Raw genomic sequence first — 14868 nt, forward strand, 5'->3', positions numbered from 1 at the left:
CTACCGTTACCGGCATGCTATCATACAGCGTACGCGTAATAATTTTATTTTCCTCCAGGGCCTTTAGTTCCTGGGACAGCATTTTTGGCGATATATCAACAATATCCCGTTGAATTTCCCCAAACCGTTTATTACCGAAAGTCAATGCCAGGATAATGGGTATGCGCCATTTACCCTGAATAACTTCCATGGTATCTCTTGTAATCATAAGCTTTTGCTGGCATGCGATGTTCTTCTGATTCATATATCCTGATGGTTTACTTACCCGTGGGTAACTACTTACCGATAGGTAACTACTATACTATGGAAAGTAAAGTTATGTACTTTTGATTTATAAATCAACAGATACTACAATGGCAAACACTACAACATGGGTCATTGACCCTATGCACTCGGATGTGCAATTCAAAATAAAACATTTGGTTATTTCAACAGTAACCGGATCATTCAGAATATTTGAAGGAACAGCTGTTACCGAAGGCGATGATTTTGAGCATGCAAAAATACATTTTACCATGGATGTAAAAAGCATTGACACAAATCAGAAGCAACGTGATGAACATTTGCAAAACGGTGATTTTTTTGAAGCTGATCTTTATCCAAAGATCATTTTTGAATCAACATCTTTTACCAAAACGGGTGGTAACTTTTACAAAATGGCTGGCAACTTAACATTGAAGGGTGTTACGAAACCGATTGAACTAACGGTAGAATATGGCGGTTCGCAACGTAGCATACAAGGTGTTTTAAAACATGGTTTTGAAGTAACGGGTATTATTAACCGGGCTGAATTTGGCATGAGCTGGAATGTGATTACAGATACAGGCGGCTTGGGATTGGGTGAAGACATCAAACTCGTCGCAAACATTCAGGTTGCAAAGCTGGAGGATAACGTTTAACCAGTATTAATGCCTTCGTTCGACGAGGGCATTAATACTTCCAATAAAAAGGTGCGCCGCGGCAGACCGCTTCACTGAAGACTGGCGCCAGTGAGAAACTGTTAATCCCAATATTTATAATTTTTATAATTCCTTTTTTGCCTACTCTTACTTACAATCAAAAACTCTGTAATTTTATCAGCTGTTTCTTCTAAATGATATCTAACTAATGAATTAGGAATTCTTAATGTAAAAAAACCTTTTTTAAAGGAGTACAGTGTTCTATTTAAATCACTAAAAGCCTGATTAGAATTGAAATTATGATGCGCGCCATCAACTTCGATATTTACTCTTGCATCAGGAACAGCAATATCAATAGTTTTAAATCCATCATTCTTCTCCATTTCAGCGGGTACTCCCCTTCTTTTTAATGCAAAGTATAACTCTATAGCCTTCTTCTGTTGCTGTTGAAGAATCAAGTATATCACAAAACCAATTCTGGCAGCTTCTGCATAATGGATGATTGTAATTTTTAAGCGAATAATCGAATACTCTTTTTTCAATTATTCTGTCACACTGAATGCAATCAAAGTCATCATAATGATTCATATATATCAAGATGCTTTATTAATAAAACAATAGCTGCACATGTCTTCAAAAAATACCAAAAATCTTATGTTAATATGTGATAACAATTATACAATTAAAATGTTATAACATACAATAATATTTATTATTTTTTCCTAAATTGGGCATTATGGAGTGTATTTTAATTAAATAATTAAAATACAGTGTATATAATGATAAATAATTGAATCATAATAGTACAAATACCAGGTTGTTGTGCAGTGCATTGAATTACATTATTTACCTTTCACTTTTAACATCTTTTAGCTATGAAAACTCTATTGATACGTCTTTTGCTGGTTTCTGTCATTTTCTTTTACACAGACTTCAGTCACAGTACTACTAAGGCAACACATACCTGCTATTATAAAAATCATCCGCTTACGCTTGGCCCTAAGGGCGGTTGTTATTATATCAACAGCAGTGGTAATAAAACTTATGTTGATAGAAGTTATTGCAATTGCGAATAGACTATGAGAATTTAAGATCAAAATACTTTTAGCCTAACTCCCGCTTGCCGCGGTGGATACATATCCAGAAAGCAGCGAATACTTTTAACCTATACAACAAATCTTTTTTCCACCTTTTCCCCAAACTATTATGAAAAAAATACTACTACTTTCATTGGCAATGAACATTTACAGCCAATTATCATTTGCACAAACTGCAAGCGATGTTCTTGAAAACGGAGTCCACCTAAAAGATGGTGAGAAATTATTTCTTCTCTTTGAAACGAACAAATTAAAATTTGAGGCTGCCAAAAGTATAGAAGACCCGGCCAATCCGGTTTCTTTTAGCGAGGTTTTAGAAGACTCAATGATCTTTCTTGAAAATGGTGGCGGCGTAGGTGTTTACATACGTCCGCTCAATCCGCTTAACTATAGCTGTACAACAGAGAATAAAATAATTGTTGACCCGGTGGATGAAAGTGCAGCTGCTGCGCTTGGCTCTATAATCAAGGTACTTAGTAACGTTAATAAAAGTGGGGGTAGAGAGTCTTTTACTGAAGATTCTTCAGCAGAAGAAACAGACATTGAAATATGCGAATACTATATGAACTTAAAGAAGCTGGTTGTTTCTATTCAAACTCAACTTTCGGATAATCAAAAGAACCGAATTAATGAAATCTTTAAAAATCTTAAGAATTTAACTTTTATTGATGAAACTTCTACCAAAGACAAACTAGCTATCATTAAAACCGACATGGATGAAGTTGAAACTCATTTCATTGATATTTCTAAACTTATAGATAAAGGTAAAACTGCTACAGAAAATTATGCTTGCCCTTATCCAGAAACATTTATGACACAATTTATGTTCAATACAATTTTTAAAGAGTTAACCAATACATTAAACGAACAAAAAAAACGATTAACAAATTTACAGGCAGCATATAATCTTGTCAAATCTGCACAGGAAAAAGCAAGCATAGGTGGAGGCGTTCCGGGATTAAGATGGTGTTTTAAGTTAGAAAGTGTACCGGTAAAAGAAGGTAAAATCTCTGTGTATACCGTTACAATTAAAGAGAATGGATTAAAACTTTCCGAAGATGGGGAAATTGTCAACGTAGAAACTAAAGAGGTTTTAAAAACGACCTTCCGCACCCGCAGATTTTCCAGATTTATTCCTGAAGCTTCCGTTGGAACAGCCTTTACATTTTTAAAATACAATTCATACGGAACCACATCCGATTCTACCGGACAACAATATGTTGGTACACCAACAGCAAATACACTGAAAAATTTAAACGTAACAACTATGATCAACTGGAATTACTATATTCCAAACTCCCCTATCCATCCTTTATATCAAATCGGAGTAGGTATAAATTCAGGTATGCCTACCTTATTCACCGGTTTTGGTATCAGAAGCAATGTAGGCCTAAAGCGCTTAACTATCTCCGGTGGTATTGCTGCAACCTGGCTGCAGGAATTAAACACATTAAAAGTTGGTGATAAAGTATCAGGCACGGATGATATTAACAAAGATTTTAAATATAGTTCTTCGCCTACCTTTACACCCTATTTTGGTATACAGTATAACTTTAAATAACCGGCACTAAGTATCCCTATAATGCCCTGCTGTTAGATCATTCATTTGATCAAAGCAAGCAGGGCATTTATAAACATAAACAGGAATTTTTCTTTCATCTATTTTTTAACATTGGTAATCCAATACCTTGCCTTTTTAGTTACGAAGATAACTCTTACTTAAAGGTGAATAGAGAAAATGAGGTCAGAAGGCTGTAAAGTCAAAGCGCTGACTTGTGTTAACACAAGTCAGCGCTTTATTGAAAATATTTTAAGGATTACATTCGCCGCGACGAACCTTTTTTATTTGGCTCCCGTACGCTGCTCAGAGCCACAGACCACTGAAAGAAGATGGATAAAAGATGTTGCGTATTTTAAAACATTGTTAATTTTTTACGGCAGTGAGTGGTTGGTCGATGACACAACCACGGCATCTTCAGTAGCAAAGGCAACAACGCTACCAACCATAGCTAAAATAATAATCCCAGTTATGAAAGAATTGAAATTTTCATTTTTTCTTCCTCACTTTTACAATTTAAAAAAATCTTTGGTAAAGAAATCGCCACTTCATTATTAAAATGAAAAGTAAAAAATAATACTTTCCGACCTTCGATTGGAAAATATTTTTTATTCCAAAATTCATGTACTTCAATTTGAAATTTAAACGCTCTACCTGAAGGTATTTCAATTTCATTATCTAGCTTAAAGACTGATGTTTCATTTTCAGTAGGAATACGAATTTTAAATTTAGCTATCGTTTTTAAAATGCCTGGCTTGGGTAATCCAGAAAGCCCGCTATACAAATGCTTTGCATTAAGATTAATTTCTTTTAATAAAATTGTTTTCGTTGAGTGATTAATCAATGAAAAAGTAAAAATTGGGAAAGGCGATTTATTTGTATCATTATTAATAAAAGCATTGCTTACATTATCATAAATTTCCCAAGCACATTTTTTATTGTCAATTCCTATAGAAACACACTCAATGTCATCTTTTAAAAAATTCTCTGTATTAGACTTAATAAAAATTTTACTTATAAGACTAGAAACTAAACTCGCAGTCATTAAAACAATACCAATTATTGGCTCGAATTCCTCTGTATTTAAATACCATATTATTGATATATTTAGAGCAATAACTTCAGCAATTATGACAATAATGTTTTGTAATATTTTTAATAATCTTTGAATCATATAACTTTAAAATCACTCTATATCCTTTTTAAATAAAAATCAAATATAGCTTTGTTTAATCTTACAGCACTCTCCATAGCATCTTTTTCTTTTAGTAGTTCTAAACAACTTGCAGCCATTATAGTTGTTTTAAACAAGACACTGTTCAACCTGATTTCTGATACTTGTGAATCTACAGTCCTTGTAAAATCATACGAATGCCATCCTAAATGTTCGTATTTACTTAAAAAAGCCCACGTATCATAACTTCTTTTAATTTGTTCTGTCCACAAATCGTTTAAATCAGACTCAAAAAATTTATTTATAATATCATTTGTCTGAGGAAATTTCTTTACATCAAACTCCAAACAATAATCACGTATTTGCTTAAATATATTGTTTTCGTCATTATATAGTTCATTATACTTTTCAACTTCAGCACTATCAATAAATCCAGCATCTAGATATAATCGCAAAAATGACTTAGCTTTTTTTAAATCAGAATCGTACAAAGAATATAGCCGCACATAAAATTCTTCGTCTGATTTTGACAGTCTTATTATATATCCGGTTGTAATGAAATCTGAAAGTAAATTTCTTGAAAGTAATCCTATAGCATGCTCATGTTTTGTAATACCGTCTTTAACTAACACGCGTATAGATTCAAGGTTGAAATTTACCCTTTCTAAAACATGATAAAATGTAAATCCTACCGGAAAATTATTTCTCTCTTCAATATCTTTACTTAGGATTGGATTAGTAATACTTAAAATTTCCTCTATAATCTCGTCTGGCTTCATTGTTAGTCTTGATTGTTTGTTGTTCATACTTAACAATTTAACCTCTTAAAAATTCACTCTTTGTCCGGTATTTATAACGAATCTAAAAATAAAAAGTCGCAGCCCGTTGACGATTAACGTGCTGCGACTTTAAATGGTAGCGGGAATACCCCGATAGCTATCGGGGGAACCTGTGTCCGTCAGCTGACGGATATGAGCCGACGACTACTTAAACTGTATATAACTACTACACCCATAAAAATTGAGCTAATAAAAAACCCTTAGCTTTTTCAAACTAAGGGTTTCTAATGGTAGCGGGAACACCTGTGTCCGTCAGCTGACGGATAGGAGCCTGACGAACGCGAGTAGTTAACTATATAATCCGAATCCATAAAAATTAAGCTAAACAAAAAACCCTTAGCTTTTTTAAACTAAGGGTTTCTAATGGTAGCGGGAACAGGACTCGAACCTGTGACCTTCGGGTTATGAGCCCGACGAGCTACCAACTGCTCCATCCCGCGGTATATTTTTGGTATTTTTCGTCTTTTCAGAATAATCAGAACCTCTTTCTGATTGTTGGTGTGCAAATATAGGAAAATTACTTCAATGTGCCAAATTATTTGAAAAATGAGCCGGATCTTCCCGCTCAAATCCAAATTTCCCTGCTCAAAACGCCTCCTACTCGCCTGACCGTAAAACGCTTATAGAACCTTATTTTTTCAAAAAAGATTCCCGTACCACGACTGTTTTTGCCCATTTATCATGCAACGTCTGGTTTTTAGGTTCTTTCGACATCAGCAGGCAATCAATGATAAACCAGGCTGCCAATACATAGTTTATATAAGAAAGTTGAATCACTTGCTGCATGTCTCCGAAACCGAGAACTGTCTCGCCTTGCTGCACATAATGAAAAACATAACTTTGTACCATACTTAGCACCATTAAAATCACATAATAATAATTGCGGATAAGAGCCTGCTGCCAGGAAATCAAACGCAGGTCTTCTGTAGTTACTACTATGTTTGATACTTTTTTACCAAGTGTTTGTCCATACACTTTTTCCGCAACCACTTTATACAATAAATCTATAACAGCGAAGAGGATCGCCACTGAAAGTGATTTCCACCATCCCGGAACAAAATAACTTATACCGTAAGTAAGTGCTGCACTTAAAAGCATGTCAAAAAATGATGCATTGAACCTGCGGATCAAACTCACATATTCTATATTTTCTGCCGGTAGCTCCTCCTGAAATGCATCAAGAATTTTTTCTTCCATAGTTCTTAATTTCTATCTATAACCACCGTACCACCAATGATGTCATGCAGCGCCTGCCGCTTTGGTGTCATAAAAACAAAGGCCATGTCGATGGCGGCAATCAACACGGCGATTTTAAATATATCACCCAGATTGACCAATGAAAACAATACGGGGTATTGCAGGTAGTCTTCTCCAAACACGGGTACCAGGATGTAAAAATAGGTTGCATACAGCACCGGCAGTATGATCCAGAAAATATTTCTTTTGAATACATGCGCCCAGCTTGTTTTCTGCATGTCATCTGTAAGCACAAGCAAGGCATACATTTTTTTACTGAAGGATTGGCCGGAAGATTTTTCAGAAATAATTTTATAGGCCAGCAAAAGAACCACGCAGCCCAGGTATAAGGGCCGCTTATATACATGCGGCAATACAAATCCTACCAGATACGCCAGGATCCAGCAGTTGACCAGTTCGATCAATGCTATGAAAAGGCGTTTGCCGGGTGCGGCAAAGGTATATTCCTGTATGGGTTCTTCTTCTTCGTCGATCAGCATAATCCTAATGCATAAAGAGTGGTTTGGTTCCTTGGAATACATACACAGCAAGCAGCAATGTATACAATACAATAATGACAATGATAGATATGCCGTTGTATTTAAACAATGATCTTAAGTTTGATAATGCCTGTTCAATTCCGCTGCGGCTGAAAGAAGAAATGTTTTTCAATAAACCGTTAGAAAATTTTAATAAATATACCGTAGGGATAATACCTAATACTGCAAAGACAAAATAACCTACAGCTACATACATAATCATACCGGAAGCTTTAAGATTGTTCACATCCGGCTGGTCGGATGTTGAAGCTCTAAATGCTGTTGCCATAGAAATAGCAACTAAAATAAAAAAGCCAATTATCACGAAACTTATTATAGACAGAAACCTTCCCCATTTGGCAGTTGCTGTAAGATGTGCCCGCATCATATTTGTAAAATCTGAATCTAAACCGGAATCTGTATCTGTATTATCTATAATTTCCATATGCAGTTAAAATTATTGTTATTAATCAATACGAATGAAATTAAAATAATAAACGCATACAATTCTAAAAAGATATTCATAATATGCATTAAAAAAATAAAACCCGCCGACGCAGGTTTTATTTTTAATGTCGTTTAATATTACTATTGATAAATTTTTATGCGGCATTCAGCACCGCGATCATTGCAACAAGAAATAAAATACCATAGAAACATAAGATTACGATGGTGAAAATACCATAAAATTTAAACAGGGATTTTAAATTTGATAAGGCATTTTCAATACCTGTAATATCCATGGCCGGAACAGTTTTTAAAATACCTGTAGAAAATTTAAACATGTAAAAGACCGGGAAAAACCATAGCAGCGCAAAAAGCAGGTAGAAGATGGTAACTGCAACGCCGGGATTGAAGTCGCCAAACTGGTCTACAGCTGCCGTGCCCAATTGTTCAAAGATTAAGCCGATGCTGAATGCTAAAATTACAAGCAGACCCAAACCAACAAAACCAACAATGGATAAGAACTTCCCCCATTTAGCAGTTTCGGTTAAATACTCTTTCATTTTTTTTGTGAGGTTCGATGTGTTTTCTGAACCGATTTCTGAGCTGTCTAAAATGTCCATCTGAAGGGTAAATTAAAATTAGTTGTACTAAAATTGAATATAAAAAAAAGTCATCCCGATAGCAATCGGGATGACCTTCCAATCTGTATAAATTAAATATGTAAGGCTCTGTTCTCTGTAGCTGCTAAACAAGCTTCTTTGAACGACTCTGTAAAGGTTGGGTGCGCATGCGACATTCTGCTTACATCTTCTGCAGATGCCCTGAATTCCATCGCTACCACTGCTTCAGCAATCATATCTGCCACACGCGGACCGATCATGTGCACGCCTAAAATTTCATCGGTGTTTTTATCTGCAAGTACTTTTACAAAACCATCTACATCCATAGATGCTCTTGCTCTGCCGGATGCCTTGAACGGGAAGTTTCCTACTTTGTATGCTTTGCCGTCTTTCTTCAACTGCTCTTCGGTATAACCAACTGCTGCAACTTCAGGCCATGTGTACACAACACCCGGTATTAAGTTGTAGTTGATGTGCGGTTTTTGTCCGGCAATGGATTCAGCAACAAACACCCCTTCTTCTTCTGCTTTGTGTGCAAGCATGGCGCCTACCACCACGTCACCGATGGCATAAATGCCCGGCACGTTTGTTTGTAAATGCGCATCAACGGCTACTCTGCCGCGCTCATCCATTTTCACGCCTGCAGCTTCCAGGTTCAGTCCTTCTGTGTACGGACGACGGCCCGTTGCCACCAACACGTAATCGCCTTTCAGCTCCACGACTTTGCCATCTTTATCTTCTGCAGTAACGGTTACTTCTTTGCCTTTGGCCGTAGCACCTGTTACTTTATGACTGAAGTAAAATTCAAAGCCTAAATGATTTTTAGAAACTTTGATCAGCTCTTTTCCCAAGGCTCTGTCCATCGTCGGAATCAATGTATCCATGAATTCAACCACAGAGACTTTAGCGCCTAAACGCGCATATACGGAACCAAGCTCCATACCGATTACACCGCCGCCAATAACGATCAGGTGTTTGGGTACTTCTGTCAGCTCCAATGCTTCGGTAGAAGTGATGATACGTTTTTTATCGATCGCTACATTTGGCAATGAGGTTGGCTTGGAACCTGTAGCGATGATTGTTTTCGCTGTTTTCAATTCTTTCACGCTGCCATCTGCCGCTGTTACTTTGATGGTGTTTTTATCAACGAAAGAACCGATGCCTGTATGCACATCGATTTTGTTTTTCTTCATCAGAAACGTGATCCCGTCGCAGGTTTGTTTTACAACGCCTGCTTTACGATCGATCATTTGTTTGATGTTTACTTTTACATCTTTCACATCAATGCCATGTTCTTTGAATGTGTGCGTAGCATTGTAATAATGTTCAGATGAATCCAGTAATGCTTTTGAAGGAATACAACCTACATTTAAGCAGGTACCGCCAAGGGTATTGTATTTTTCAATCAATGCGGTCTTCATGCCAAGCTGCGCGCAACGGATTGCTGCTACATACCCGCCAGGACCAGAACCGATAACTACTACGTCGTATTGCATATTTTTTAGTATTAAGTACAGAGTACAGAGTACAGAGTACGTTATAATATTTTAACTATTTTATGTTGTTCTCAAGTACTAAGTACTCCGTACTCTGTACTCTATACTTGTATTTAGTACTCCGTACTCTATACTCCTAAAAGCAATCTGCTTGGATCTTCCAGTAATTGTTTCACACGTACCAGGAAGCCTACAGACTCACGGCCGTCGATGATGCGGTGGTCGTAAGAAAGTGCCAGGTACATGATCGGACGGATCACTACCTGTCCGCCTACTGCTACCGGACGCTCAACAATGTTGTGCATACCTAAGATGGCAGACTGTGGTGAGTTGATGATTGGCGTAGACAACATAGAACCGAAGATACCACCGTTGGTAATGGTGAATGTACCGCCGGACATTTCATCGATGCTTAGCTTACCGTCGCGAGCGCGTGTTGCCAGACGAACGATCTCTGCTTCGATCTCGTTGAAGTTCATGTTCTCTGCATTACGGATCACCGGTACTACCAAACCTTTTGGTGTTGATACCGCCACCGATACATCGCAGTAATTGTGGTAAACGATTTCATCGCCATCAATGTATGCATTCACGGCAGGATATTCCTGAAGTGCCATACATACTGCTTTGGTGAAGAATGACATGAAGCCTAAGCCGATGCCGTATTTCTCTTTGAATGTATCTTTGTATTTCGCGCGCATGTCCATTACCGGCTTCATGTCTACTTCATTGAATGTAGTAAGCATGGCTGTTTCGTTTTTAACAGCTACCAGGCGGCGTGCAATGGTTTTACGAAGGCTGGTCATTTTCTGACGGTCATCTGCACGTTTGCCTCCAGCTTCTCTTCCGCCTGCCGGTGCTGATGGAGCAGAAGCCGTTGCCGGTTTCGCTGCCGGGGCCGCAGATGCTTTCATCGCGTCTTCTTTTGTAATGCGGCCGTCTTTGCCTGTACCTGCTACTGCAGCAGCGTCAACGCCTTTTTCATTTAATATTTTACCTGCTGCCGGAGATGCATGTCCGGCTGCGTAGTTGCCGCCTGATGCTGAAGCAGTCGCTGCTGCTGCAGGAGCTGAAGCCGGAGCAGAAGCTTTTGCCGCACCGCCCGCTGAAGGAATGATCTTGCAAACCACTGTACCGATTGCAACGGTATCACCTTGCTTCGCCAACACTTCTACTACACCGGCAGTTTCCGCACGCAGTTCGAATGTTGCTTTATCTGATTCGATCTCGCATAACAGATCTTCAGCGTTGATTACATCGCCCGATTTTACGGACCACTGACCTAAGGTTACTTCTGCAATAGATTCTCCTACTGCAGGGATTTTCACTTCGATCGGTGCCGCATTACTTGCTGCTGCCGGTGCTGAAGGAGCTGCCGTCGCGGGAGCTGCCGCTGCTGCCGGTTTAGCCGCGCCTGATCCGGCGCCTTCTTCAATGGAACAGATTACAGAGCCTACTGCTACGGTATCGCCTTCTTTTGCTTTTAATTTCAGGATACCGGATTTTTCAGCGTTCAATTCGAATGTTGCTTTATCTGATTCGATCTCACAGATCAATTCGTTTTCATTTACAAAATCTCCATCTTTTTTATTCCATCTTCCGATGGTTACTTCCGCGATGGATTCACCTACTGCAGGTACTTTTACGTCAAATGCCATAATTCAAAATTTCAATTAGAATAAAATTCTTTTTTAATTATTTTTGTGATAAGCCTGATGCTTACCGGATATTCATTTTTTCGATCTTGTCAGCAAACGCACGTTTCACAAGCTCTGCCTGCTTTTCGTTGTGTGCCTTCAGGTAACCTACCGCCGGAGAAGATGCTTCATCACGCGCAATTACTTCGATCTGTGTATTGTTCGCTAAATACATTCTACGCAGGATATAACCCCACGCGCCCATGTTGTATGGCTCTTCCTGTACCCAAACATATTCCGCGTTTTTATACTTCGCGAAAATTTCTTCCAGCTGTTTTTCAGGATATGGATACAATTGCTCAACACGAACAACGGCTACGTCTGTACGCTTGGCGTTTTTCTGTTCTTCAAACAAATCGTAGTATACTTTACCTGTACAGAACAATACACGTTTTACTTTTTTCGCATCAACGTTTGCATCATCAATCACTTCCTGGAATCTTCCGTCTGTGAATTCTTTCAGATCAGACATTACCAGCGGATGTCTTAATAAAGACTTCGGCGCCATGTTGATCAACGGCTTACGGAATTCCCACTTCAGCTGTCTGCGTAATGCGTGGAAAATGTTCGCCGGTGTAGTGATGTTTGTAACCACCATGTTGTTGTTGGCACACAACCCAAGGAAACGCTCCAGACGCGCGGAAGAGTGTTCAGGACCCTGGCCTTCATAACCGTGTGGTAACGACATTACAATACCGTTCTGGCGCTGCCATTTTGTTTCACCCGATGTAACGAACTGGTCGATCATTACCTGTGCGCCATTGGCGAAATCACCAAACTGTGCTTCCCAGATTACAAGCGCGCTTGGGTTTGCCATTGCATAACCGTATTCAAAACCTAACACACCGTATTCGGATAGTAAGGAGTTGTAGATACGGAAACGTTTCTGGTTATCTGAAATGTGATTCAAGCTGTAGTATGGTTCGTTTGTTTCAGCATCTTTCAATACAGCATGGCGGTGAGAGAAAGTACCACGCTGAACGTCCTGGCCGCTTACACGAACAATTTTTTTCTCTAATAATAAAGAACCATAAGCAAGCAATTCTGCCATTGCCCAGTTTGCCGTTTTTGTTTCCTGCAATTGTTCTTTACGGTCTTTTAATAATTTTTCAATCTGCTTCAACGGTTTGAAATCCGCCGGAATATCTGTGATGGCCTTGCCTACTTTATCAATCACTTCCTGTGTGATAGACGTATCAGGAGACCTGTCGAAATCTTCTTTTGTTGCCTTGCGGAGTTCTGTCCATTCTTTTTCCATTTTCTGTAAAGAATATGGAAGTGGTTTTTGTTTCACCTGGTTCAAGCGATCCTGTAACATGTCTCTGAATTCACGATCCATGTTTTTCGCAATCTCAGCATCTACATCACCACGCTCAATCAATTTCTGATTGTATAGTTCACGTGGGTTTGCATGACGCGAAATAACGTTGTATAATTTCGGCTGTGTGAATTTAGGTTCATCGCTTTCGTTGTGACCATGACGGCGGTAGCAAACCATGTCGATGAAAATATCTTCGTTGAATTTCTGTCTGTATTCAGCAGCCAGGCGCATGCAGAATGTTACCGCTTCCGGATCATCCCCGTTCACGTGCATTACCGGCGCATCAATAATTTTAGCTACATCTGTACAGTAGATGGAAGAACGTGCATCTTCAAAGTCTGTTGTAAAACCAACCTGGTTGTTGATTACAAAGTGAATGGTACCACCAGTCTGGTAACCGTTCAGCTTACTCATCTGTACAATTTCATACACGATACCCTGTGCGGCAACCGCCGCATCACCGTGGATCAATACAGGTAATACTTTTTTATAATCGTAGCCATATAAACGATCTCCCTTCGCACGCACAAATCCTAAAACTACAGGATCTACCGCTTCTAAGTGAGACGGGTTCGGCATTAATTTCAAATTAATCTTCTGACCTTTTGGTGTAACCACTTCGCTTGAATAGCCCATGTGGTATTTCACGTCACCGTCGCCCATGGTCATATCGGGCTTGATGTTTCCTTCGAACTCGTTGAATATTTGTTCGTAGGTTTTGCCCATGATGTTTGCCAGTACATTCAGACGGCCGCGGTGCGCCATACCGATTACGACTTCTTCCACGCCAAGTTCAGCACTTGCCGTGATCATTTTATCAAGCGCAGGGATGGTTGTCTCGCCGCCTTCAAGAGAGAAACGCTTCTGCCCTACATATTTTGTATGCAGGAAGTTTTCGAAAACAACCGCTTCATTCAGCTTGGAAAGAATACGTTTCTTTTCGTCCAGGGTCAATGCATGTGCAAGTGACTCTTTTTCGATTTTGTTACGCAGCCATGCTAATTTCTCCGGCTTACGGATATACATATATTCAAAACCGATCGCGCCTTCGTAGATGAATTTTAAGGTCTCTACAATTTTACGAAGTGGCGCCGCACCGATTCCTAATTCGTTACCGGCTTCAAAAACCACGTCCAGGTCCGCATCTGACAGACCGAAGTCTGCAAGCTCTAATAAAGGCTTACGGTCTTTACGCTCACGTACGGGGTTGGTCTTGGATCTTAAGTGGCCTCTGCTCCTGTAAGCATGTATTAAATAGTGTACACGAACTTCCTTTTCTGATACCGTTGTAGCAGGACTTGCTGCTACGGCTGCAACGCCATTACCTGTTGGAGCTGCTGTGCTGCCGCCATTGGCTGCGCCTTTTTCTCCGTATTTCTGCAAAGAGAAATTATAGCCTTCAAAAAACTTCTGCCAGGTTTCATCTACAGACAAAGGGTCTTTGCGGTATGACTGATACATCTCATCCACGTATGAGATTTCTGCATTTGCTACGTATGAATATTTATCCATTTCGGTTACTTAATTAGTATGGTACAAAGGTAATACATTGGCAAAATGTTCATAACCTTATATTCGAATATTCAAATATACATTGAAGTTCAAACATTTATGCTATTTTGAAGGTATATTTTAATTCTGTTTTAAAACTGAAAGGCAAGACTATTATCTAAATAAACAGGTTGGCAATTATGTCAAAATCCTGATAATCAAATCAATAAAATATTAGTAAAAACTGCCAAACTATAACAAAAACAAACAAATGGTTGGCAGTTTACGGAAATCTCAGCAAAGCATTTATTATAAAGCAGTGGCGTAAACGTGCCAAACCATGGCGGGAATCATGCATTTATTCGCGGCGAATACCACCATTTAGCGAAAGGAAACAACGGGCCGTGGTGCTGCACGTAAAGGGGGATAAACTGTCGGTGAATATCTAGCTGAG

At 39.0% G+C, this 14868-nt stretch carries 14 protein-coding genes and 1 tRNA gene; 3 read left to right on the forward strand and 12 right to left on the reverse strand.

The features are described 5' to 3' along the window. Positions 1-244: winged helix-turn-helix transcriptional regulator (locus ACTHJT_RS12665; protein WP_440238724.1), on the reverse strand; the 244-nt coding region annotated here is incomplete at its 3' end. 109 nt (positions 245-353) lie between these two features. Between ACTHJT_RS12665 and ACTHJT_RS12670 the strand changes: the two genes are divergently transcribed. Continuing rightward, a complete protein-coding gene (locus ACTHJT_RS12670) occupies positions 354-899 on the forward strand; it encodes a YceI family protein (RefSeq protein ID WP_440238726.1) in 546 nt (181 codons plus the stop codon). A 101-nt stretch (positions 900-1000) separates the two neighbouring features. On the opposite strand, the gene ACTHJT_RS12675 is transcribed toward ACTHJT_RS12670, so the two are convergent. Further along, positions 1001-1441 (reverse strand): DUF559 domain-containing protein, encoded by a 441-nt coding sequence (locus ACTHJT_RS12675; protein ID WP_440238728.1) that lies wholly within the window; start codon positions 1439-1441, stop codon positions 1001-1003. Positions 1442-1774: 333 nt separating this feature from the next. Here ACTHJT_RS12675 and ACTHJT_RS12680 point away from each other — a divergent pair, with 333 nt between their 5' ends. Together ACTHJT_RS12680 and ACTHJT_RS12685 are read left to right on the forward strand one after the other, a co-directional pair. After that, positions 1775-1975 carry a hypothetical protein gene (locus ACTHJT_RS12680; protein ID WP_440238730.1) on the forward strand — a complete coding sequence of 67 codons (201 nt, stop codon included), beginning with the start codon at positions 1775-1777 and terminating at the stop codon, positions 1973-1975. 130 nt (positions 1976-2105) lie between these two features. Beyond that, the gene (locus ACTHJT_RS12685; RefSeq protein WP_440238732.1) at positions 2106-3557 is read left to right on the forward strand and encodes a hypothetical protein; all 1452 of its coding nucleotides are present in this window, start codon (positions 2106-2108) and stop codon (positions 3555-3557) included. A 466-nt stretch (positions 3558-4023) separates the two neighbouring features. On the opposite strand, the gene ACTHJT_RS12690 is transcribed toward ACTHJT_RS12685, so the two are convergent. The 10 genes from ACTHJT_RS12690 to ACTHJT_RS12735 form a co-directional block, all read right to left on the reverse strand. Then, positions 4024-4728, reverse strand: a complete 705-nt coding sequence (locus ACTHJT_RS12690; protein ID WP_440238734.1) for a hypothetical protein — start codon at positions 4726-4728, stop codon at positions 4024-4026. Positions 4729-4745: 17 nt separating this feature from the next. Then, positions 4746-5507, reverse strand: a complete 762-nt coding sequence (locus tag ACTHJT_RS12695; RefSeq protein ID WP_440238736.1) for a hypothetical protein — start codon at positions 5505-5507, stop codon at positions 4746-4748. Between the two features lie 424 nt (positions 5508-5931). Continuing rightward, positions 5932-6007: transfer RNA gene (locus ACTHJT_RS12700), tRNA-Met, on the reverse strand. A 190-nt stretch (positions 6008-6197) separates the two neighbouring features. Next, positions 6198-6764: an RDD family protein gene (locus ACTHJT_RS12705; protein ID WP_440238738.1), complete on the reverse strand. Its 567-nt coding sequence runs from the start codon at positions 6762-6764 to the stop codon at positions 6198-6200. A 5-nt stretch (positions 6765-6769) separates the two neighbouring features. Then, complete coding sequence (locus ACTHJT_RS12710) at positions 6770-7303, reverse strand: RDD family protein (RefSeq protein ID WP_440238740.1); 534 nt, start codon at positions 7301-7303, stop codon at positions 6770-6772. 4 nt (positions 7304-7307) lie between these two features. Beyond that, entirely contained in the window at positions 7308-7787 is a 480-nt protein-coding gene (locus ACTHJT_RS12715; protein WP_440238742.1) for a hypothetical protein, read from the reverse strand. 157 nt (positions 7788-7944) lie between these two features. Beyond that, positions 7945-8349, reverse strand: a complete 405-nt coding sequence (locus ACTHJT_RS12720) for a hypothetical protein (protein ID WP_440238744.1) — start codon at positions 8347-8349, stop codon at positions 7945-7947. Between the two features lie 152 nt (positions 8350-8501). Then, positions 8502-9905, reverse strand: coding sequence for a dihydrolipoyl dehydrogenase (lpdA, locus tag ACTHJT_RS12725; protein ID WP_440238746.1), 1404 nt, complete (start codon positions 9903-9905; stop codon positions 8502-8504). A 128-nt stretch (positions 9906-10033) separates the two neighbouring features. After that, the gene (gene odhB, locus ACTHJT_RS12730) at positions 10034-11563 is read right to left on the reverse strand and encodes a 2-oxoglutarate dehydrogenase complex dihydrolipoyllysine-residue succinyltransferase (protein ID WP_440238748.1); all 1530 of its coding nucleotides are present in this window, start codon (positions 11561-11563) and stop codon (positions 10034-10036) included. A 61-nt stretch (positions 11564-11624) separates the two neighbouring features. Then, positions 11625-14435 carry a 2-oxoglutarate dehydrogenase E1 component gene (locus tag ACTHJT_RS12735; RefSeq protein ID WP_440238750.1) on the reverse strand — a complete coding sequence of 937 codons (2811 nt, stop codon included), beginning with the start codon at positions 14433-14435 and terminating at the stop codon, positions 11625-11627. Between the last annotated feature and the right edge of the window lie 433 nt (positions 14436-14868).

This window comes from Cytophaga sp., assembly GCF_051961495.1.
Classification (GTDB): Bacteria; Bacteroidota; Bacteroidia; order Cytophagales; family Cytophagaceae; genus Cytophaga.

Excerpts from the sequence above, each read along its gene's own strand:
- odhB (WP_440238748.1), bottom strand. The coding sequence starts at position 11,563 with ATGGCATTTGACGTAAAAGTACCTGCAGTAGGTGAATCCATCGCGGAA.
- ACTHJT_RS12710 (WP_440238740.1), bottom strand. The coding sequence starts at position 7,303 with ATGCTGATCGACGAAGAAGAAGAACCCATACAGGAATATACCTTTGCC.
- ACTHJT_RS12680 (WP_440238730.1), top strand. The coding sequence starts at position 1,775 with ATGAAAACTCTATTGATACGTCTTTTGCTGGTTTCTGTCATTTTCTTT.
- ACTHJT_RS12670 (WP_440238726.1), top strand. The coding sequence starts at position 354 with ATGGCAAACACTACAACATGGGTCATTGACCCTATGCACTCGGATGTG.
- ACTHJT_RS12690 (WP_440238734.1), bottom strand. The coding sequence starts at position 4,728 with ATGATTCAAAGATTATTAAAAATATTACAAAACATTATTGTCATAATT.
- ACTHJT_RS12705 (WP_440238738.1), bottom strand. The coding sequence starts at position 6,764 with ATGGAAGAAAAAATTCTTGATGCATTTCAGGAGGAGCTACCGGCAGAA.
- ACTHJT_RS12735 (WP_440238750.1), bottom strand. The coding sequence starts at position 14,435 with ATGGATAAATATTCATACGTAGCAAATGCAGAAATCTCATACGTGGAT.
- ACTHJT_RS12695 (WP_440238736.1), bottom strand. The coding sequence starts at position 5,507 with ATGAAGCCAGACGAGATTATAGAGGAAATTTTAAGTATTACTAATCCA.
- ACTHJT_RS12715 (WP_440238742.1), bottom strand. The coding sequence starts at position 7,787 with ATGGAAATTATAGATAATACAGATACAGATTCCGGTTTAGATTCAGAT.
- ACTHJT_RS12720 (WP_440238744.1), bottom strand. The coding sequence starts at position 8,349 with ATGAAAGAGTATTTAACCGAAACTGCTAAATGGGGGAAGTTCTTATCC.
- lpdA (WP_440238746.1), bottom strand. The coding sequence starts at position 9,905 with ATGCAATACGACGTAGTAGTTATCGGTTCTGGTCCTGGCGGGTATGTA.
- ACTHJT_RS12685 (WP_440238732.1), top strand. The coding sequence starts at position 2,106 with ATGAAAAAAATACTACTACTTTCATTGGCAATGAACATTTACAGCCAA.